We start from the raw sequence: 21357 nt of genomic DNA on the forward strand, positions 1-21357 counted from the left end.
ACCGGAACCATGGTAAAAGTCGCTGCACTGGCCACTGACGGCCTCGAAGAAATCGAACTGACGGGTCCGCAGGAAGTGCTGGAAAAAGCCGGTGCGACCGTCACGGTCATTTCCCTCAAGGCAGGGGAGTTTCAGGCCGTGAACAAGGACATCTATCCATCCAACAAGATCCGGGCCGATCTGGCGATTGCCGATGCAAAGGCCGAGGATTACGATGCGCTGCTGCTTCCGGGCGGTCTGGCGTCTCCGGATGCGCTGCGGATGAACAGGGATGTCGTAGCGTTCGCCCGCGCTTTCGTGAAGGCGAACAAGCCGATTGCCGCCATCTGCCACGGCGCGCAGACGCTGATTGAGGTGAATGAGCTGAAAGGGCGGACCGTGACGTCCTGGCCGGCCATCCGGACGGATCTGGAAAATGCCGGTGCATCCTGGGTGGATAATGAGGTCGTGGTTGATGGACCTTACGTTTTCTCCCGCTGCCCGGATGATATCCCGGCCTTCAACAAGGCGATGCTCAAGCATTTCAAGCTCGCCTGAGACGTCTTTCAGGTCACAAAAAAAGGAGGCTCTCCCGGCCGGGGAGGCCTCCTTTTTTGTAAGGCAATGGCGTTCAGATCGTGCCATCCACGGCAATGCGTCCCAGTGCGGGATCATCCGTGAAGAAGCCGTCGATCCCCATGTCCAGATAGCGGCGGACTTCCGCGATCATGCCTTTGGGGTTGCGGGCGGCGTCTCCGGCATCGCTGCGTAGCTGGGCCGGAAGGAAGTGGTTTTCAGGCCGTGCCGTATAGGAATGAACCAAGAGTCCAGCCTTATGGGCGTCCGTTACGAGCGTGGAGGGCTCAAGCCAGGCGCCTTTGCTGTCACGCGGGATCAGGTCCGTGTTGGATGGACCGATCACATCGGCATAGCGGCGAACCTCCTTGAGACCATCGGGCGTCATGAGATCCCCGAATGTCGTGCTCTTGCCCGCTGCCAGAAGATCCGGCGGAATGTCCTTGCGCTCTCCCATGAGCAGCATCAGACGCGCCTGCGGGTTGATGGACAGGACGTCCGCCCGGATGCGCCCCAGATTGCCGGTCTCGAAGGACTGGAGTTCCAGGGGGGCCTGCCGGGTGTAGTCGTGCGCGGCGATGGTCCGCAGGAATGCGGATTCGGGGTTCAGGCCCAGGCTGTTGAAATGGGTGGAATGCTTGATTTCCGGCACGAGGCCAAAGACCTTGCCCGTCGCGGCCGACTGGGCGGCAACCTGTTCGATGACTTCCTCGAAGGTCGGGATTTCGAAATGGTCGTCATAGCGGGTGTTGTGCACGCGGATTGTGGAGAGACGCTCGCGGGCGCGGAGGGTTTTGAGTTCCGCCAGTGTAAAATCAGTGGTGAACCAGCCGGTCTCGGTCTTTCCGTCGATCTTGAGGGAGCGGTGACGGGAGGCGAACTCGGGATGCTCCGCAACATCAGTCGTGCCCGCAATGTTGCTTTCGTGGCGGACGACCAGATGGCCGTCCTTTGTCATGACGAGATCAGGCTCAATGAAATCCGCACCGTCCATCATGGCGCGGGCATAGGAGGCCAGCGTGTGCTCCGGGCGCAGGGCCGAGGCCCCACGATGGGCGAATACGAGGGGCTTCGGCGCCAGTGAGGGCGCGGCTTTCGCCCGCAGGTGCAGGGCGGGAAGCCCCGCTGCGAGCAGGCCGAGGCTCTGGCGACGTGTCAGCATGGGGCAGTATTCCTTACAGGGCTGCGCTGAGGCTCAGGAAGAACATGCGCGGCGCGATGGGGTAGGCCGAGAACTGACCCGAAGTCTGGGTCGCGTTGATCGTGGACCATCCCTTGGTGTTTGTCAGGTTGGTGATGTTGCCCTGGACTTTCAGAGACGCCAGATGCGGGATGTTGTGGAAGGTGTAACCCGCGTTCAGGTTGAACTGCGCGTAGGGCGCGGCCCACATGTCGTTGGTGTAGGTCGCATAGCGCTTTCCGATGACGTCACCGGTAAACTGGCCATAGGCGTTGCCCCAGTTGGTGGTGAAGACGAACTTCTCCGACCAGTCCGGCATGCCGACGACGTTCTTGCCAGCCGTATGGATGATGCTGGAGCCCGTGCTGTAGTTATCGTTGTAGGTAGACTTGTTGTAGGACAGCGCGTTGTACAGCGAGAAATGCGGGCCGAAATGGGTGGTGAAGGAGAAGTCCATACCATCCGTCGTGACCGAGCCCACGTTTGCAAGCGTGGTGGCCGAGCCGATGATGGATGACAGGGTCTGCGTCGTCGCAACAGCCAGAAGGCGGTTCGAGAAGTGAACGTGATAGTACTCGACCTGACCTTCGATCGCCGTCAGCGGGCCAAGATGGATCTGGCGGTGCTCACGCAGACCGGTCTCATACGTCCATGAGGTTTCGGGCTTGCCGTTCTTCTTGAACTCTTCGAAGGCCGCCTGGCTGGTGGCGCCCCAGGGTGTGGCGTTGCCGTAACCTGCGTCCTGATAGGAGCGCATGTTTTCCTGGATGTTGGCGAACCATTGCTCGTGCTTCGTGATGTCCCACACCGCGCCGAAAGCGGGCAGGAACGGCTTGGCGGCGTCGATCTCGCCACCGGGTGCCGTCACGGCATAGGACGGGGAGAGCGAGCCCGGCTTCGCGGCGACCGGCAGGGTGCCGTTCGTATAGACCAGCTCGGACTTGAAGCCCGCCATCAGGGAGAAGTTCTTCGAGATCTGCCAGTTGTCCTGCAGATGCGTGACGAATGTGTTGGTGTAGAAATTGTTGGTGTACTGGTCGATCAGGGCGTTCTGCTGGCGCTCGTAAGGCGTGGTCGGGTTGTTGGCGTCCAGCGGATACCAGCGACGGGCCTGCGTGTTGTTGTTGCGCTCATACCAGCCACCGACTTCGATCGAGTGCTTGCCGAGATGGTAGCGCAGCGTGGACATCAGACCACCGCGATTGTCCCAGTATTCGGTGGTCCGCGTGGCATAGCCCGAGCCACCGAAGACGGTGTTCAGATCCTGACCCGGATAATAGGCGGCGAACAGCGTCGGCAGACCGGCAGCCGAGATCGGACCGGCCACAACACCTTCACCCAGATCATGGTGATAATAGATGCTGTTATCCCAGTGCAGGTTCTCGGTGAAATCATGCGTCCATTTGGAATAGGCGAGGAAATCCTCGCGCTGGGCCGCTGAATAATAATTGCGGTAGTTCAGGCCGACGGCGTTGGCATTGGCCTTGGCATAGCTGAAATTCGGATAGGTGAACGGGCGGACATAAAGACCATAACCGCTCGGCAGTGTGATGCTGTCCTCGTTCGGCTCGACCTTCTGGGACCAGTCGAAGAAGGTCGAGAAGTGATCATGCTCGCTGTTGTGCACGAACTTCGCATTGACCTGATAGCCGCCCTGATGACCGGCGAAGTCCCAGGCGCGGGCATCCTGACGGGAGAAGGAGACATAGGCCGAGTTGCCATTGCCGAACTCACCCGTATCGAGACGGGCGAAGGTGCGGAACGTGGACCAGCTTCCGAAAACCTGTTCAATCTGCGCCCCGCGCTTTTTCAGCGGGTCCTGCGTCGTGAACTGGAGCGTACCACCAAGGTTGGATGTGGACGCCGTGCCAAGCGCACCTGCACCCGAGGAGACCGACGCCGAGCCGATGTTCTCGCTGATGGCCGCGCGCTGCGGGGAGAGGCCGTTGTAGTTGCCATAGGCCTGGTCGCCGAGCGGAATGCCGTCGAGCGTATAGCCGAGCTGGTTCTGGTTGAAGCCATGGACGTAGAGCGAAGAGTTCTGCTCGTTATTGCCCCAGGGATCGGCATTGTTGAACACGACGCCCGGCAGCATTTCCAGCGCCTTGATCGGGTTCACGCCCGGAAGGATCCGCTGGATCTGGACGTGGCTCAGCCCCTGTTCGGAGCGGGTGCGGCGTGCGGTGATGACGAGCTGTTCCGTACCGCCGGCCACGGCGTCAACCTTGGCCTTGTGTTTGGTGTCATGTCTGGCGGTGGTGGCTTTTTTCGTTCCTGTCGTTGCTGCCTCGACAGGATGGGGAAGGGCTGCAGCCAGCGCAAATGGCGAGCAGAAAATGGTCAGAAGCAGGCGGGAACGCAGCAGGTTGCGCGGCATTGAAAGTCTTTCCGGATGGAGAAGAGATCGAATGCGGCGGAAACTAATCTTTCCTTAAAGAACTGCGTGTGAAGCTCCTGTGAACGTGTTGTGACAGAACTGTGACAGCCCTCAGGCGGTCTGCCAGCCCAGTCCGACGATGGCGACGCGACGGCCCAGCGGGGTCTCCTGAAGGACGATGACCTCGCGCTCTTCCAGGTAGTTCAGCTGCCGACGGGCACGGCCCAGAGAGTGCGTTCCATAGGCGCGGGCCAGGGCTTCGTCGCCCGGGCAGGTTTCGCCGTCGAGTGCCGTGCGGGCGAGGAGCAGGAAGACGCCCTGCACGTCTTCGGGCAGGGTCGCGGCGATGGCCTGGGCCTGTTTCCAGTCCTCGCTTTCGGAACGCTCGCGGTCCAGTCCGGCGCGGATGGTGGCCAGCATCCGGTGGAAAGGTCCCAGCTCCAGTACATTGCGTGACAGACCCTGAATCCGCGCCCGGAGCTGGAAGTCCTGATACAGGGTGGCCAGCGGCTTGTAGTCCGAGCCTTCCCCGGCCACGACTTCGGCCACCAGCGACCAGAGCTGGTCGGGATCGGCTTCGACGACGACGGCTGCCGGAGCGGGTTCTTCAGCTTCGCGCTCCGCACCATAGGCGTCGAGCTGTGCCAGAAGGTCCGGCGGGGGCGGACGGGATTCTCTGCGGGGACGGGGCGTGAATTCGTGGACCGGTTCGAGAATGATGTCTCGCAGGTCTTCGGCCGAGACCGGTTCGAGCGGTACGAGAACCGGGCCGGTGGCGTGGCTTGCTGTCGTGACGGGGCCGATGGTCACGAGCTTCGGACGGCGGCTCAGGGCGGGACCGAGCGCCATGAACTGTCCGCGCGCCAGATCACGGAAGGATTCCGCTGCCCGCCGCTCCATACCCAGAAGATCGGCGGCGCGGGCCATGTCGATATCGAGGAAGGTGCGGCCCATCAGGAAGTTGGACGCCTCGGCCGCAACATTTTTGGCCAGCTTGGCAAGACGCTGCGTTGCGATGACACCGGCCAGACCGCGCTTTCGGCCACGACACATCAGGTTCGTCATGGCTCCGAGCGACAGGCGACGGGCTTCATCGGATGTATCGCCCCCCGCGACCGGTGCGAAAAGCTGGGCTTCGTCGACCACCACGAGAACGGGATACCAGTGCGCGCGGGGGGCTTCGAACATGCCGTTGAGGAAGGCTCCGGCCGCCCGAAGCTGCATTTCCGCTTCGACCTGCTCAAGGTTCAGCACCACGGAGGCACGATGGGCGCGCACGCGCTCGCCCGCCGCGCGCAGACTGGCTTCGGACTGGTCTTCGACGTCAATAACCAGATGACCATAATGGTCGGCCAGGGTGACGAAATCACCTTCCGGATCGATCATGACCTGCTGGACGAGGGTAGCGGTCTGCTCCAGCAGGCGCCGCAGGAGATGCGATTTTCCCGAGCCGGAATTGCCCTGGACCAGCAGGCGCGTGGCCAGGAGTTCCGGCAGATCAATGCAGGTATCGGAGCCGTCGCGGCCCTGTCCGAGAACGATGGATGTCATGGCGTCAGGCGATAGCGGAATTGGACGATTCTAGCCACCCAAGGACGCCATTTGCCGCCGCATGGGCCGTGGAAAAACATCCCTGAAGCAGATACCCGCCCGTGGGCGCCTCCCAGTCCAGCATTTCGCCAGCCACGAAAACACCGGGGCGGGATTTCAGCATGAACCGCTCGTCCACGGAATCCTGACGTACGCCGCCAGCTGTGGAGATGGCGCGATCAAGCGCGTCCATACCGATCAGCGGCAGGGGGAGGGCCTTGAGGGTCTGGGCAAGCTGGAGTGGGGTGGCGTCTTTCGGGGTGGCGTGCTTCAGAAGCTCTCGGGATGGTGCATCCAGCGACAGGGCCTTGCGCAGCCGGTTGCTCTGGCTCTCGCGTTCGCGCTGCGCCAGCAGGCGTTTCAGGACGTCGTCGGCTGAGAGCGTCGGACGCAGGTCGAGTGTAAGGATTGCGCGTCCTTCGGTCCCGATCCGGTCCCGCAGGTCCGCCGAGAGCGCATAAAGCGCCGAGCCTTCCAGACCGCGCGATGTAATGGTCAGGTCGCCGCGGCTCTGTCGCGTGCCAAAGCTTAGACCAACGGAATGAAGCACGCTGCCCTCGTGCCGGTTCGCAAAATCGGCGGGCCAGTCGGGCAGGAAGCCACAATTTGCGGGGGCGAAAGGCGCTGTTTCGTTCGTCATAAAATCCGCCCAGCGGCCGTCCGATCCCAGACGCGACCAGCTTGCACCCCCCATTGTCAGAACGGTTGCATCGGCTCTGACGGATGTCTGACCGCCTGCCGTCTCGAACAGAAGTGTTGCGCCATCCCAGCCCACAAAGCGGTGGCGCGTGTGGATATGGACGCCCTGTTCCGTCAGTCGCTGGAGCCACGCACGCAGCAGGGGAGAGGCTTTCATGGCCGTGGGGAAGACGCGCCCTGATGAGCCGGAAAAGCAGGCCTGTCCCAGTCCTTCGGCCCATTCTGTCAAAGAGGATGGCGGAAATGCGCGAATGGCCGGTTCCAGCCAGTTTCGTGCTGTGCCGTAGCGGCTCAGAAAACGGTCCAGCGGCTCCGAATGCGTCAGGTTCAGGCCGCTGCGACCGGCCATGAGCAGCTTGCGCCCCACGCTCGGCATCTGGTCGAAAACCTGCATCCTGCATCCTCGTGCGGCCAGGATTTCTGCCGCGAACAGTCCGGCGGGACCGGCTCCGATAATGGCGACGGACGGGGAAGGGGGGGCAGCATTCATAAGCTCCTGATTGCCATGTGGAACAGGGTTTGTCAGGCTCCGACCCCGCAGTTCTGGCGGGAAAGGGACATGACATGCAGGTTTTTGAGACGATCGGGGCATTTCGGGCGGCGCGGACGGCTTATCCGACCTTGGGTTTCGTTCCGACCATGGGGTTTCTGCATGAAGGCCATCTCGGGCTGGTCCGGCAGGCGAAGGCGGAAAATGGCGCGGTGGCCGTCAGTATTTTCGTTAATCCGAAGCAGTTCGGCCCAAATGAGGACTATGCCTCCTATCCACGTGATCCGGAGCGTGATCTGGCGCTTCTGAAAGAAGCCGGGGCCGATCTGGTGTTTCTGCCAACGCCCGATGTGCTCTATCGGCCCGGTTCCGGCACCCGGATTGACGTCGGCGGTGTTGCAGAAGAACTCGAAGGCCAGTCGCGTCCCGGACATTTCTCCGGTGTGGCGACGGTCGTGACCAAACTGTTCAACATCGTCCAGCCGCAGCGGGCCTATTTCGGGCAGAAGGATGCCCAGCAATGCGCGGTTGTCCGGCGGTTTGTGGCGGATCTGGATATTCCGGTTGAAATCGTGGTCTGCGATATCGCGCGTGAAGCGGACGGTCTGGCCCGTTCCAGCCGCAATGTGCGTCTGACGACCGAAAACCGTCAGAAAGCGCCAGCCCTGTTTCAGGCTTTGCAGGAAGCCGCGCGGCTGTTTCGCAGGGGCGAGCGTGATGTGGACGTTTTGGAAAATGCCATGCGCGTGGTCCTGATCGAAGCCGGACTTCCAGACATCGATTACGCGACGGTTGTGAACGCAGACACGTTCCGCCGCGAACAGCCCTGTTCCGACAACGCTCTGGCGCTTCTGGCCGTGCGGGCCGGGGAGGTCCGGCTGATCGATAACATGCCGCTTTGAGCTGTCCCCCTTCCGTGCGGTATAAGCATGCACTGCTGACGTACGGAGGATTTCAGACATGCAGAAAACCATCATGCGTCGCGTGGCCCAGGGGCAGGGCCACGAACCCGCCGATCTGGTTATCCGGAATGTCCGGCTGTTCGATCTGGTCACGGGCGATCTCATCCCGACCGATATCGCCATCTGCGGCGATCGGATCGTCGGGACTTACGGTGAATACGAAGGTGTGCAGACAATCGATGGCGCGGGCCGGATCGCCGTGCCGGGCTTTATCGATACTCATCTGCACGTTGAATCCTCGCTCGTCACGCCGTTCGAGTTCGATCGCTGCGTTCTGCCGCATGGTGTGACGACGGCCATCTGCGATCCGCACGAAATGGCCAATGTGCTGGGGCGTGCGGCATTTGATTATTTTCTGGCTGCTGCCGAGCGGACCATCATGGATCTGCGCGTCAACCTGTCGAGCTGTGTTCCAGCCACGTCCATGGAGACATCGGGTGCAGTTCTGAACGTGGATGATCTGGTGGCCTATCGGGACCATCCCAAAGTGATCGGTCTGGCCGAGTTCATGAACATCCCGGGCGTTCTGAATGGTGATCCGGGCTGTGTGGACAAGCTGGCCGCCTTTGCGGATGGGCATATCGACGGTCATGCCCCACTCATGCGGGGCAAGGCTCTGAACGGCTATCTGGCGGCTGGCATTTCAACCGACCACGAAGCAACCGCTGCTGATGAGGCGCTGGAAAAAGTCCGTAAGGGCATGACGGTCCTGATCCGGGAAGGATCGGTCTGCAAGGATCTTGAAGCGCTGGTGCCGCTGCTGAACGTCGCGACATCGCCGTTCTTCGCGTTCTGCACCGATGATCGTAACCCGCTCGAAATTGCCCATGAGGGCCATCTGGATTTCCTGATCCGCCGGGCCATCGAACTGGGCGTGGAGCCGTTGGCTGCGTATCGTGCCGCATCCCTGTCCGCTGCCACAGCTTTTGGCCTGAAGGATCGTGGACAGATCGCGCCGGGCAGGCGCGCGGATATCGTTCTGCTTGATGATTTGGAGCGCTGTCAGGTTTCGGATGTCATTTCCGCTGGTCGTCTGGTGAATGATGCCCTGTTCGCAGGCCGCGAAATCGTGTCTCCGGTCGGGCTGGAAAGCGTAAAACTCCCGCGTCCTGTAACGGCGCAGGACATGGCTGTTGAAGGCAGTGGCAAAGACCGTCCTGTCATGGGGGTTATTCCGGGCCAGATCATCACGGACTTTCTGCGTCTGGATATGCCTGAAGACCATGGCCACGCTCTGCCGGATCCAGAACAGGATGTCGCCAAGGTCTGTGTCGTGGCGCGGCATGGGCATAACGACAATATCGGGCGCGGCTTCGTGCGGGGATTTGGCCTGAAGGAAGGCGCGCTGGCATCGTCTGTCGGGCATGACAGCCATAATATCTGCGTTGTTGGAACCAACGACGCCGACATGGCCTGTGCGGTGAACCATCTGGAAAAAACCGGTGGCGGCTTCGTGGCGGTCCGGAATGGACAGGTCCTGGCAGATCTGCGCCTCCCTGTCGCAGGCCTGATGAGCGATGCGCCTTATGAACAGGTCCGGGATGATCTCATCATCCTGCGCAAGGCGGCGAAGACGATGGGTGTTGTTCTGGAAGAGCCGTTTCTGCAACTGGCCTTTCTGCCGCTACCCGTGATTCCTCATCTCAAGATCACGGATTTCGGGATGATTGATGTCAGGACGATGAGCTTCGTATGAAAAATGGCTGCCCTAAGGGCAGCCATTCACGAAGACAATACAGATGAAGCGTCTCAGGCGCTCAGGGCTTGGGCGGCTGTCTCGTCTGCGTCGAGCAGATAGGGACCCGCGTTGACGATCTGGATACAGAGAACGCCGTTTCCGGTCGGTTCGCGATAACCCAGAGGCAGGGTCGCAGATCCGTTTGTCCAGCGCAGGCCTGGGTGGTCCCGGGGATGCCAGCCGGGCAGATCCGTCTTCAGATGGGTGTCAATGACGCGGCTTTCTCTGGAATCCCAGAGTTTCACGTTCCCGATAAGGATGCCAAGGGAGCGCCGGTCATCACAGAACGGGCCGATGACATCCGAAGGTCGTGATGACCGGGATCTGATGATGACCTTGTCGATGCCGGCCGGGAGTTCGAACAGGAACTGGTCGCCGGTATGGCGCATGCGCCGAAGACGCTGGCCGGTGAGCGTACAGACCTCAAGGCCGGGATCCCTGGTGGTGGCAGGAACAGCGGGGCGCCCCATACCCAGGGATTCGGCACGTTCGCACAGCCGTTCATACACAGGCTGAACCTGCTCCTGCGCCATTTTCAGTGGAGCCGCAGCTTCGGCCCAGGATTTTGCGGGAGCGAACAGCGGAGAGACGCTTGTGGTGAAACTCTGACGGTTGCCGGTATCGAGATAGCTTTCCGAAGGCAGGTTCTCCGCCAGGACAACGCTGTGTCTGTCCGTTTCGAAATGATGATAGCGATACTGGGTGATCGAATGGTCATAGAAAATGCTTGTGCCGTTCACGAGCATTCTGGCCGGAACAAATCCCTCATCGACATAGATACAATGTTCGGGAGTCACCAGGAGATCCCGCGCGGGCTGGCTGTCACCAAAAGCGCTGGCCCGGATCCGTAGGGGGTAGCCTGCATCCTCGCTATGCTCCGACGGGCTGACATTCGTATCGCGGTAACCGGTCCAGATAACGGGACGGAACGCTTTCTCATCGTCGAGAACCGCCACGAGATCCCCGATCTGAAGGTCTTCAACCTTTACGTCCCCATGATCGGTACGGATCAGGGTGCCGGTCAGATAGCAGGTGTCCTGCCGCAGGGTGGAAATAACCCAGTCTCCATCCGGAAGCTGGGACACGCCTGCCGTAGCCGCTGGCGTGAAATCACTGGAGACCTGAATATTGTTGAGGACGAGCGTACTGTTGTCAGACCGCGTAATGGTCAGGGTATAGGTTCCATCCTGATTGAGGGAATATGCAGCAGATACGGGCGTATGGTTCCATACGGCAGTGCTTGCATTGTTGATGACGAAAAATGTGCTTGCGCTGACATTCTGGAAGGATGTCGAAATTGTATTCTCGTTCCCGTCGAAAATAACCGTATTTGAAGTATTGTCAAAAATTACGGTTTGAGGAAAGGTGCGGGCTCCGAAGTATACTGTGCTGTTTTCCTGAATGTTGAGCGTTGATATATCAAGATAGGCAGGGGTATTTTCCGCGCCGAATGTTGAATTGATCACATCGATGGTGCCGCCGCCGCAGATGTTCAGGGCATCGAGCACCACTTTCCCTGGATTGTTTTCGATTTTCAGCGTTCCCATGACCTGGACATGTTCGCCCAGTTCCACACCTGAAGGGGTGTCAATTGTCAGGGTGCAACCGCCATAAATGCAGGCACTCGCTGTTGCGAAAGCATACCCTGCGCCGGACGTCTGGGCTGAAATCAGAAGGTCGCTATTCCCCATGAGTTCGATGCTGGCGATCTGGGTCGCGTTGGCCGTGGCAATGACACCGTAGGCCGACACCCCGTCATAGGTATCAAAATTGGCCGAATTCGCAGGAGTGTCCCAGGGCGTTGTTCCGAGTGCCCAGTTGGCTCCATCGGCCCAGTCAGCGCGGTTATCCGCAGTCGTGGCTGGTGGCGAAAAATGGTTGGTATTGGGCGTCTGGGTGCTGTCGTAAAAATATGTCAGCCCGGCGGGTGATGTATTGGTCGTGTCTGTAAAAGGCGCAGCGCTTGTCACGGTGCCAGAGGACGAGGAATTACTTTCCGAAAGGATGTAGTTCCCGTTGCTGTCCTGACTGAAATGTGCAGTTCCCGGAATGAAGCCATTGGCTGTATGGACGTCGTCCAGCGTTACGATCGTGCCCGTGGATGAATTGATCTGAACCGTCCAGGAACCGGTACCGGCATTCTGTGTCCAGTTTGCGGAGATAGGGACCCCGCCGTCGGCAGCACTGATCGCAAAAAGGGATTTCTCGGAAACGCCGTAGAAGGCTGTGTTGATTGTCGCATCGACATCATCCAGAACAAGAGTATTCTGCGTGTTGGTGTCAAAAGTAACGGAACCGGTGCTGCCGGAAAGATCGGCATAGAATGTTGCGTTATTTTGAAGAACAACTGAAAGACCGCCAGTAACGGCTACCGGATTGCTGACTGTGCCCAGCCGGGAGCCGATCAGGTTCAATGTTCCGCTGCCGGAAATGGAATTGTTGTCGAGAACGGATCCTGTGTTGTTCAGGAGGGTCAGCGTGCCATCTACTGTGCAGCTTGCGCCGAGCTCGACCGGAGCGGCCGTATTGATGACAACCGTGCCTTTGGAGGTGATGTTCAGGGCATGGGTGGCGAACACATAGCCGCCCAGTGACGACGAATTGGCGGCCGCCAGAATTTCAAGCGTGCCATAGTCGCCGACCGTGAGATTGAGGATCTGTCTGATGGCCGGATTACTGGCAATGGCGGTGGCAGGAGCGTCCGAAGTGCCGGCAATGACGACTGTTGCGCCCACGGTTGCCTGTGGAATGGAGTTGTCGCTCCAGTTTGACTTGGTTCCATCAGAACTCTGATAGTAAAAATCGTCTGATTCGGTGCCGGTCCAGTAAACAGTCGTCATTCTTCAGGGCCTCTTGTGAGAGGAGGTGTGACTGACGCTTCTGGGATGGGCAGGTTCACCACAATCTTCACCGCCAGCTTTTCAGGGGCATGGCAGAATATTATTCGCATGTAGTTTATAAAAAGTTAAACCGAAGATTCGGTATGGGGATTCAGCCTGAGAGGCTTGTTTGGTCCACAATATTTGCGGTTACTGTCTGCTGACAGAAGAGTGGCGATTTAAGATTGATGGTGGTCCTGACACAACTAGAAAAGTCTATGTAAAATCGTAGGTTTATTGGTTAAATCACCAAATTTATTTGATGGAAGATCAACGCACGACTCTCCGGAGTGTCAAACCTCAATCGGCCTTGGTGACGATAAGGAGACTACCTACCGTGGTGCATTCCGACGAATGGCCGTCCAGCCTTTGTATCCGGCAACGCAGACAGTGGCACGAACTGGACGGACACGTTCAGGGGCTGGCGCTTCACGCGGCTGTCATCAGCCTGCAACCTGAAAACCGGCATGGCCGACGCGGCCGATACGGACAACTGATCCGAGTGCCTGAACATTCCGGGCAGATTTATCATCACCAGACCGGTAATCATGGCCACGGCCGGACTTTGTTGCGCAAATGGGGGTATTCATCGAGTGGTTCCAGTCTGGTAACCTGCTGGGGTGAGCAAGCCGTCTCCCGCCTAGTTCCGGATGGGCGCAATCAGCAAGGAAATAGCCGTCCAGAAGGTTGGCCACAATACCAGATTGGTAGTGGCTGTCGGTTGCGACCTTCGTGACGGGTGCGCTGGGGCCGGATCCCGTTGTCTTTGATGAGGCGGCCAACGCGATATTTCCCGACATTAAGTCCGGCTTCCCTGAGTTACAAGGTTATGCGGGGCCGTCCATAGGAATATTTGCCTAGGTCACGTTGACAAAGGCTCTGGATTAAGTCTTTTGTCAACGAGGCCTAAACCTGATCGTGAGTATACTTTATGGTTTGTAGGTATCTGGCTTTTCAAGGAAAGTTGGAACCAAAGGATTATCAGACTGAAGCGCGCCCTTGCTCGGCAGCTTTGTCGTATCCCAACCACCACCGAGATCCGCTATGAGTTTGACGCTTGCCAGCAAACGGCTTTCCTGGATTTGCAGAACCGTCTCCTGATTGGAAAGAGCTGTTTGCTGGCTGGTAATAACGGTGGTATAAATCGCTGTTCCATAACGGTATTCATTCATCGATATATCTGCGGCTTTTAATGCGGAAGTGACGGCCTGCTGTTCCTGGCGTCTCTGTTCCTCAAGGGTACGGAGGCTCGAAAGCTGGTCCTCCGTGTCTTGGAGGGCAGTCAGTACAATTTGACGATAATTGGCAACGGCGTTGTCATAATCAGCATTGGCTTCCTGCACGGCAGCCGTGCGTGCACCGCCTTCAAACAGGGTCTGGCTGGCTGAGGCGCCAAGGGACCAGATCCGGTTTGAGACCTGGATCAGGGACTGAACGGGGTTTCCGCTATATCCGTATGCTGCAGAGAGGGAGACATCCGGGAAGAATGCCGCGATGGCTGCCCCCACTTCCGCATTGTACTCTTCCATCTGTCGTTCTGCTGCCGAGATATCCGGACGCCTTTGCAGGAGCGCAGAAGGGACTGTTACCGGGACGGATGGTATGACGTTCGGCATACCTGAGCGGGGGAGAGAAAAATCCCCAGGGGCGCGCCCGATTAGCACTGCAATGGCGTGCTCGTATTCCGAACGATTAACATCTGTTGCTGTAGCACTTGCTCTGGCTTGCTGGAGCGTATTTTCAGCCTGGTATTCATCAGCACCACTGACGGTTCCGCCAGTATGCTGATGATGAACGATATCCAGATAATGTTCATACAGAGAAGCGGAACGGTCCAGCAATGTTTTCAGCGACTCTTCATAGCGCAACGAAAAATAGTCTTGGGCGAGTTCTGACTGGTAGGACAGGCGGGCGTTGGCGACGTCTGCAGCACTGATCTGTGCTGCAGCGACCTGTTCCTGGATTTCCCGCCGGATCTTGCCCCACAGATCCAGATCCCAGTCTGCTGTTATCTGGGCTGCATAGGTGTTCTTGGTTGAGCCTGTCGTATACTGGGTGCCACTTGCGGAACTGGCGGTTCCGCCTTGGCTGTTTCTGGCAAAACTCAGACTTCCGGCGAGTGTCGGATACAGGCTGGCGCGGGCTGCGGTTACGGCGGCGCGGGCTTTGCGAAATGCGGCTTCGTATTCCTTCAGGTTCTGGTTATTGAGCGCAACCTGATTTTCGAGCTGGTTAAGGACAGGATCGTTATAAATCCGCCACCACTCGCCCTTCGGGTAATCTGCCAAATGTGGGGTTGCGGCAGTCCAGCCGGGAGCAGGCTTCAGTTCCTTGAATTTTGCCGAGACAATGGCATGTGGACGCTTGTAGGTCGGTCCCATCATCACGCAGCCCGACAGAGCCAGCGAGGTGAAAATCAGTGCATTGGCGCGAAGACTGGTCAATACAGACCGATGGCGTCTTGTCATGAGAGCGTCCTGAGGCAGGCGTGACATTAGGAGGAACGTACCGGACGGATTATCCGGACGAGATTATGGAAAAAGGGCGGGATTGTTCTCCGGCCCCACTGACCGAAGTGATCGAGATACAGGTAGACAACGGGCGTGGTATACAGCGTCAGGATCTGGCTGAAGAACAGGCCGCCCACGATGGCAATACCCAGAGGACGGCGTATTTCCGCGCCGTAACCGTTTCCCAGAACAAGGGGCAGAGCCCCCATGGCCGCGGCGATCGTCGTCATGAGAATGGGACGAAAGCGTAAAAGACAGGCGGTGTGGATGGCGTCCTGTGCGGACTGATGCTCGTTGCGCTCCGCGTTGATGGCAAAATCCACCAGCATGATGGCATTTTTCTTGACGATGCCGATGAGCAGGATCAGTCCGATCAGGGCAATGATGTCGAATTCCTGTCCGAAAAGGTAGAGTGCCAGAAGCGCTCCGACACCGGCTGAGGGCAGAGTTGAGAGAATGGTCAGAGGGTGGACGAAACTCTCATACAGGATACCCAGAACCATGTAGACAGCCGCCAGTGCGGCAATAATCAGTAACGGTTCCGAACTTGCCGAACTCTGGAACTGGGCGGCTGTGCCTGCGAAACTGCCATGAATGGTAGATGGCACATTCAGCTTCACCATCTCTTCATTGATAATTCTTACCGCATCAGACATCGAGGCGCCTGAAGCGAGGTTGAAGGAAAGCGTGGCAGCAAGTGCCTGTCCCTGATGATTGACGGTCAAGGATGTTGTGGCATCGTAAATTCTGGAGACGACCGAGAGAGGAACAAGCGTCTCGGCGGTGGAGGAAACGGCCGAACCACTGGACGTGCTGCTGCCCCCCGCAAGGCTGTTGGCGATAGAGTTCTTGAACGATGTCGTGCTGGCGGACGTCGTGGTGTAACTGCTGTCCGCCGAAGACATGCGGATGGTGTTTGTCTGCGTGCTGCCACTGGCCGTTCCGCCAGACGCACTGACCCAGACGCGCTGAAGCATCTCGGCATTCTGCCAGTATTCCGGTTTGACGTTCATGACGACGCGATACTGGTTCAGGGGATTGTAGATCACAGAGGCTGAACGCTGGCCAAAGGCGTCATAGAGTGCGTTGGCGACAAGCTGGGGGGTGAGGGTCGTGCGACCCGCAAGATCCCGGTCAATATCCACGTTCGTTGCCAGACCTCCACGCTGAACGTCGGTCGAAATGTCCGTCAGTTCCGGATGTCGCTGAAGGGCTGCCTGCAGGCGAGGCATCCATTCATAAAGCGTTGTCGCATCGCTACTCTGGAGGGAATACTGATACGCGGCGTTGGCCTGTCTCGCACCGGAGGGCAGAAGGTTCGGCAGCATGGCAATGAACTGGGCGCCCAGAAGATCATGCGTGCGGCGGCGCAGGTCAGCGATGGTTTCAACGGCGGAGACGTGACGTTCGCTCTTGTCTTTCAGCTCGATGAACATGTTGGCCTGGTTCGCCGCGCTTCTGCCACCGACAAATCCCGTGACGCTTACGACATCGGGGTTTGAAAGGATCTTCTTTTCTACCTCCGTGATCTTTCCCATCATTTTCTGGAAGGAGACGGCCTGATCGGCGGTGAGATGCGCCATCATGGTTCCGCTGTCCGTGGTGGGCAGCAGGCCACGATGCATGATCATGAACAGGCCGATCATAAGCGCGATGGACAGGGGAAGTGAAAGAATAACGAGCCGGTGATGACGCAGGGCGACAAGCAGGGAACGTTCATAGCCATGCTGAAGACGGTTGAAAGCCCGTTCCAGCCATGCCGAGATCCGGGACCATGCTCCGCCTGTTGTTTCCGTCGCGTGCTGCATGTCGTCAGCGCGAAGAATGCGTGAGCACATCATCGGCGTAAGTGTCAGGGAAAGAACCATGGATACCAGCACCGTGACGGAAATCGTCACGGCGAACTCATGCAGGACGTTGCCGATCAGTCCACCGAGCATCAGGATCGGGAAGAAAACGGCAACAAGGGAGACCGACACTGACATGACAGTAAACGAGACTTCCTGCGCTCCTACCAGAACCGCTTCTGCTCGTGTCTTTCCCATTTCCATGTGACGGCTGATGTTCTCGATCACCACAATGGCATCGTCCACAACAAAGCCTGTTGCGATTGTCAGGGCCATCAGTGACAGACTGTCGAGAGAATAGTTCAGCAGTTTCATTACCCCGAACGTCGTGATCAGCGAGGCCGGGATAACGACGGCGGGAACGATGGTTGTGCGCGGGGAACGCAGAAAAAGCAGTACAACGCCCACAACCAGCAGGATTGACAGGATTAGCGTGCTCTTCGTGTCTTTCAGAGCCGCGCGGATCGTATAGGAACGGTCCATGCCGACATGCAGTTCGACATCCGCAGGGAGAGCAGAGGTGAGCATCGGAAACTCGGCTCGAATCTGGTCAATCGTCTGAACCACATTGGCGCCGGCACGGGGGAAGATGATGACAAGAACAGCAGGCTGTCCGTTATAGAAGCCGCCATTCTCCACGTCTTCCACACCGTCTGAAACATCGGCAACATCTTCCAGCCGGACGGGGCGATTGCTACGATAGGCAACGATCAGCCCCTGAAGATCCTTGGCGCCGTGTACCTGATCGTTGGTCCGCAGTATGATGCGCTGGTTGCCACGGTTGACGAAACCTTTGGGCGTATTGGCGTTGGCTGCTGCAAGTGCGGCACGAATGTCCTCGAAGCCAATGCCGTATTTGAAGATCTTGAGCGGGTTCATTTCCACCCTGACAGCCGGAAGAGCACTTCCTCCGAGCTCGACCTGACCCACGCCGCTGATCTGCGACAGGTGCTGCTCCAGAATATTGGTCGCGGCATCATAGATCTGCGCAGAGGTCTTGGTTTTGGATGTCAGGGCCATGATGAGAATGGGCATCCCGGCCGTATTCGCAGCGTGATAGGTCGGGTCCTGTCGCAGGGTCGCGGGAAGGTCGGCGCGGGCGGCATGGATCGCAGCCTGTACGTCACGCGCTGCGCTGTTGACGTCGCGGGAGGTATCGAACTGAAGGGAAATATTGACCTGTCCCGTTACGGACTGGGAGGTCATTTCATTCAGGCCGGAGATCGTGCCCAGATGCCGTTCCAACGGCTCCGCGATCGTGCTGGCAATTTCTTCCGGTGTACCACCGGCCTGCTGGGCCTGAACCTGGATGACGGGCAGGTCCACATTAGGCAGATCGGCAATGGGCAGAAGCCAGTAGCCAATTATCCCGGCAATCATAAGCCCGATAACGACAAGGGTGGTGCCTATGGGGCGTCGGATGCAAAGGGCAACGACCGACATCAGGACGCCCCCTGTGTTGACGATGTTCTGCGCTTGCGAAGGCGTGTCACCCGAAGTCTCATACGCTCCATGAAGAGATAGATGACCGGGGTGGTGAACAGGGTGAGGAACTGGCTGACCATCAGGCCACCCACGATCGCATAACCCAGCGGACGACGAAGTTCAGACCCTACGCCGCTGCCAATTACCATGGGGACCGCACCGAGCATGGCGGCAAGGGTCGTCATAAGGATCGGCCTGAAGCGCAGATGCGCTGCTTTCGTGATGGACTCTACCGGAGAGAGGCCTTCTTCGCGCTCGGCTTCAAGAGCGAAGTCGATCATCATGATGGCATTCTTTTTGACGATACCGATCAGCAGAACGATGCCGATAACGCCCATCACATCCAGTCCGCTTCCTGTGATCCAGAGGATCAGCAGAGCTCCGATAGCGGCAGAGGGCAGGGTGGAAAGAATAGTGAGCGGATGGATGAAGCTCTCATAGAGCACGCCCAGCACGATATAGACCGCAACAAGGGCCGCCACGACGAGCCAGGCTTCATTGCTCATGCTGTTTTCAAAGACAGCGGCCGTGCCGATAAAGGATGTCTGCACGGTGTTGGGCATTTTCAGTTTTGCGCGGGCTGCATCAATGGCTGAAGTGGCCGCACCGAGCGAGTAGCCCGGAGCAACATTGAAAGAGACTGTTGTGGCTGGAAACTGGGCAACATGCGTGATCAGAAGTGGTGCGGTGGAAGACGTCATCTTCGTGACGGCACTCAGAGGGACCAGTCCGGAAGTAGGTGTGCGCGTCGGCCCGGAATCGACTGTTCCCGTGCTGGCACTTCCGGCCATGTACAATTTATTCAGAGAGTCGGGTGTATTCTGTAATCTAGGGGATGCTTCCAGAATGACGCGATACTGGTTGGACTGCGTGTAGATCGTGGAAATCTGGCGTTGCCCGAAAGAGTCATACAGCAGATTATCGACCGTCTCCGGTGTGATGGAGAACCGGGCACCTGTCGCACGGTCAAGGGTTACATCCTCCGCAAGGCCCTGAGCCTGAAGATCAGATGTCACATCCGCCAGTGCAGGGGATTTCTGCATCTCGGCCACGAGGCGTTCCGACCATGTGCTGAGGCGGCTGCTATCGGAATCTTCAATCAGGAACTGGTACTGCGTTGCAGAAACATTCGTATTGAGTGTCAGATCCTGAACAGGTTGCAGATAGAGCTGTGTTCCAGGAATATTGCTGACTTCATTCAGGATACGGGCGGAAATTTTACTTGCTGAAAGACTGCGCTTGTCATGATCACGAAGTGTAATCTGGAAGCGTCCCCGGTTCAGCGTCGTATTGTCACCGTCCACGCCAATATACGACGACAGACTGGCAACATCAGGATCCTTGAGGATCGCGGCTCCGAGGCGTTGCTGGAGGGCTTTCATTGCATCAAAGGAAATCGATGAATCCATGACGGAAACGCCCTGAATCACGCCTGTGTCCTGATTGGGAAACAGTCCTTTCGGAATAACCACCACCAGAACGCAGGTCAGAACAAGCGTGAGAATAAAGAACAGCAACGTCGCAGTCTGATGACGCAGGATATGGGTCAGGCCGCGGTTATAGGCGGAGATCAGGCCATTAATGAGCTGATCGGCCTTGCGGGCCCATTTCGGCTTGGTGGTCTGATGAGCCTCATCTTTCAGGACACGCGCACACATCATGGGCACGAGCGTCAGGGAGACGATGGCGGAGATGATGATCGTCACGGCCAGCGTGACCGCGAATTCGTAGAACAGGCGACCAATCACGTCGCTCATGAAAAGCAGCGGAATCAGCACTGCGATGAGCGATACCGTTAGGGAGATGATGGTGAAGCCGATTTCTCCAGCCCCTTCCAGAGCCGCTGTCATGCGGTCTTTGCCCATCTCAATATAACGGGCGATATTCTCGATCATGACGATCGCATCGTCCACGACGAAGCCTGTTGCGATGGTCAGGGACATCAGGGACAGGTTGTCGAGCGAGAAACCCATCAACTGCATGACCGCCAGAGTCCCGACAATGGACAGGGGAACAGACAGGGCAGGGACCATCGTAGCTGCCGGATCGTGCAGGAACACGAAAATCACGGCCACGACCAGCACCAGAGCCAGTGTCAGCTCAAACTCAACATCGGAGACAGATGCACGAATGGTGGTGGTTCGGTCTGTCAGTGCTGTGATGTGAATGCCTGCAGGCATATCCTGTTCAAGTCGGGGCAGGGCGGTCTTGATGGCATTGACGGTGCTGAGGATATTGGCCGAGGGCTGGCGACGGATATTGAGGATGATGGCGGGCGTTGTATTGGCCCAGCCTGCCAGTTGCGTGTCTTCGGGGGCCTCCACAACGGTTGCGATGTTCTTCAGGCGCACAGGCCCTCTGGTTGTGCTTGACCAGCCCACCACCTGGTTCATGAGCTGGTCTGTACTGGAGATCTGACTGTTCAGCCGGATCGTACGGGCCTGCTCAGTGCCGTTGAAACTGCCAGTCGGAGAGTTGACGTTCACGTTGCCGATCGTCGTCCGCAAGGTGTCCATATCCAGCCCATAGGAGGTCGCTTTCTGGATATTGACCTGGACGCGATAGGCTTTCTTGTTTCCGCCGGAAAGCGAAACCTCGCCCACCCCGGAAATCTCGCTGATCTTCTGCTGCAGACGTGTGGCGACGTAATCTTCAACCTCCGTCAACGGCAGCGTATCGGAGGTGACGCCAAGAATCAGGACAGGGGTGTCCGCAGGATTGACCTTGGAGTAAATCGGGGGAGCAGGAAGGGCAGTAGGAAGCAGTGAGTTGGCAGCGTTTATGGCTTCCTGAACTTGGAGGGATCGAAGAACTGTTTGTTGATGCGATTGTCTGATGATTTTAGTTTTTTGGCGCTTTGATTGAGGGTTTCGGGGGTGACTTTCGCTCTGCGTTTTGAGCAGATCGCGGTCCATCGCCAGTGGGAGGACTACGCGCTCGCGTTCAATCTTTCGAGGAAGAGGAAGCGGCGCATGTTGTAGACAATATTGGCAAGGCCGATCCTCATGGTGGCCCGGGTGATACCGACAGTTCGGACGAACAGAC

Annotated in this window: 10 protein-coding genes and 2 pseudogenes; 3 read left to right on the forward strand and 9 right to left on the reverse strand. The window is 58.1% G+C overall.

From position 1 onward, the window contains the following. The first annotated feature begins 9 nt into the window (after positions 1-9). Positions 10-537 (forward strand): type 1 glutamine amidotransferase domain-containing protein, encoded by a 528-nt coding sequence (locus tag KP701_RS07380; protein ID WP_215746557.1) that lies wholly within the window; start codon positions 10-12, stop codon positions 535-537. Between the two features lie 73 nt (positions 538-610). Here KP701_RS07380 and KP701_RS07385 read toward each other — a convergent pair whose 3' ends face one another. The 4 genes from KP701_RS07385 to KP701_RS07400 all read right to left on the reverse strand — a co-directional run bounded on the left by KP701_RS07385 (position 611) and on the right by KP701_RS07400 (position 6891). Then, positions 611-1717, reverse strand: a complete 1107-nt coding sequence (locus tag KP701_RS07385; protein WP_215746558.1) for a glycerophosphodiester phosphodiesterase family protein — start codon at positions 1715-1717, stop codon at positions 611-613. 13 nt (positions 1718-1730) lie between these two features. Continuing rightward, positions 1731-4112 carry a TonB-dependent receptor gene (locus KP701_RS07390; RefSeq protein ID WP_215746559.1) on the reverse strand — a complete coding sequence of 794 codons (2382 nt, stop codon included), beginning with the start codon at positions 4110-4112 and terminating at the stop codon, positions 1731-1733. Between the two features lie 111 nt (positions 4113-4223). After that, positions 4224-5663: an ATP-binding protein gene (locus KP701_RS07395; RefSeq protein WP_215746561.1), complete on the reverse strand. Its 1440-nt coding sequence runs from the start codon at positions 5661-5663 to the stop codon at positions 4224-4226. A 4-nt stretch (positions 5664-5667) separates the two neighbouring features. Continuing rightward, the gene (locus KP701_RS07400; protein ID WP_215746562.1) at positions 5668-6891 is read right to left on the reverse strand and encodes a TIGR03862 family flavoprotein; all 1224 of its coding nucleotides are present in this window, start codon (positions 6889-6891) and stop codon (positions 5668-5670) included. 29 nt (positions 6892-6920) lie between these two features. Between KP701_RS07400 and panC the strand changes: the two genes are divergently transcribed. Next, entirely contained in the window at positions 6921-7793 is an 873-nt protein-coding gene (gene panC, locus KP701_RS07405) for a pantoate--beta-alanine ligase (RefSeq protein WP_252345466.1), read from the forward strand. 58 nt (positions 7794-7851) lie between these two features. Next, entirely contained in the window at positions 7852-9549 is a 1698-nt protein-coding gene (gene ade, locus KP701_RS07410; protein ID WP_215746563.1) for an adenine deaminase, read from the forward strand. A gap of 53 nt (positions 9550-9602) precedes the next feature. Here the strand turns inward: ade and KP701_RS07415 are convergent, their stop codons facing one another. The 5 genes and pseudogenes from KP701_RS07415 to KP701_RS07435 form a co-directional block, all read right to left on the reverse strand. Beyond that, the gene (locus tag KP701_RS07415) at positions 9603-12431 is read right to left on the reverse strand and encodes a Hint domain-containing protein (protein ID WP_215746564.1); all 2829 of its coding nucleotides are present in this window, start codon (positions 12429-12431) and stop codon (positions 9603-9605) included. 968 nt (positions 12432-13399) lie between these two features. Further along, the gene (locus KP701_RS07420) at positions 13400-14938 is read right to left on the reverse strand and encodes an efflux transporter outer membrane subunit (protein WP_252345467.1); all 1539 of its coding nucleotides are present in this window, start codon (positions 14936-14938) and stop codon (positions 13400-13402) included. A 26-nt stretch (positions 14939-14964) separates the two neighbouring features. Then, positions 14965-18270: an efflux RND transporter permease subunit gene (locus KP701_RS07425; protein ID WP_215746566.1), complete on the reverse strand. Its 3306-nt coding sequence runs from the start codon at positions 18268-18270 to the stop codon at positions 14965-14967. Then, positions 18270-21110 (reverse strand): annotated as a pseudogene (locus tag KP701_RS07430) (efflux RND transporter permease subunit); the annotation flags it as partial. The gene KP701_RS07425 and the pseudogene KP701_RS07430, both read right to left, overlap by 1 nt. A gap of 131 nt (positions 21111-21241) precedes the next feature. Further along, positions 21242-21357: pseudogene (locus KP701_RS07435) on the reverse strand (IS5/IS1182 family transposase); the annotation flags it as partial.

Origin of the sequence: Gluconobacter sp. P1C6_b, assembly GCF_018811945.1 — a bacterium.
Taxonomy (GTDB): Bacteria; Pseudomonadota; Alphaproteobacteria; order Acetobacterales; family Acetobacteraceae; genus Gluconobacter.

Coding starts and splice junctions, on each gene's coding strand:
- KP701_RS07380 (WP_215746557.1), top strand. CDS start 10: ATGGTAAAAGTCGCTGCACTGGCCACTGACGGCCTCGAAGAAATCGAA.
- KP701_RS07385 (WP_215746558.1), bottom strand. CDS start 1,717: ATGCTGACACGTCGCCAGAGCCTCGGCCTGCTCGCAGCGGGGCTTCCC.
- KP701_RS07390 (WP_215746559.1), bottom strand. CDS start 4,112: ATGCCGCGCAACCTGCTGCGTTCCCGCCTGCTTCTGACCATTTTCTGC.
- KP701_RS07395 (WP_215746561.1), bottom strand. CDS start 5,663: ATGACATCCATCGTTCTCGGACAGGGCCGCGACGGCTCCGATACCTGC.
- KP701_RS07400 (WP_215746562.1), bottom strand. CDS start 6,891: ATGAATGCTGCCCCCCCTTCCCCGTCCGTCGCCATTATCGGAGCCGGT.
- ade (WP_215746563.1), top strand. CDS start 7,852: ATGCAGAAAACCATCATGCGTCGCGTGGCCCAGGGGCAGGGCCACGAA.
- KP701_RS07415 (WP_215746564.1), bottom strand. CDS start 12,431: ATGACGACTGTTTACTGGACCGGCACCGAATCAGACGATTTTTACTAT.
- KP701_RS07420 (WP_252345467.1), bottom strand. CDS start 14,938: ATGACAAGACGCCATCGGTCTGTATTGACCAGTCTTCGCGCCAATGCA.
- KP701_RS07425 (WP_215746566.1), bottom strand. CDS start 18,270: ATGTCGGTCGTTGCCCTTTGCATCCGACGCCCCATAGGCACCACCCTT.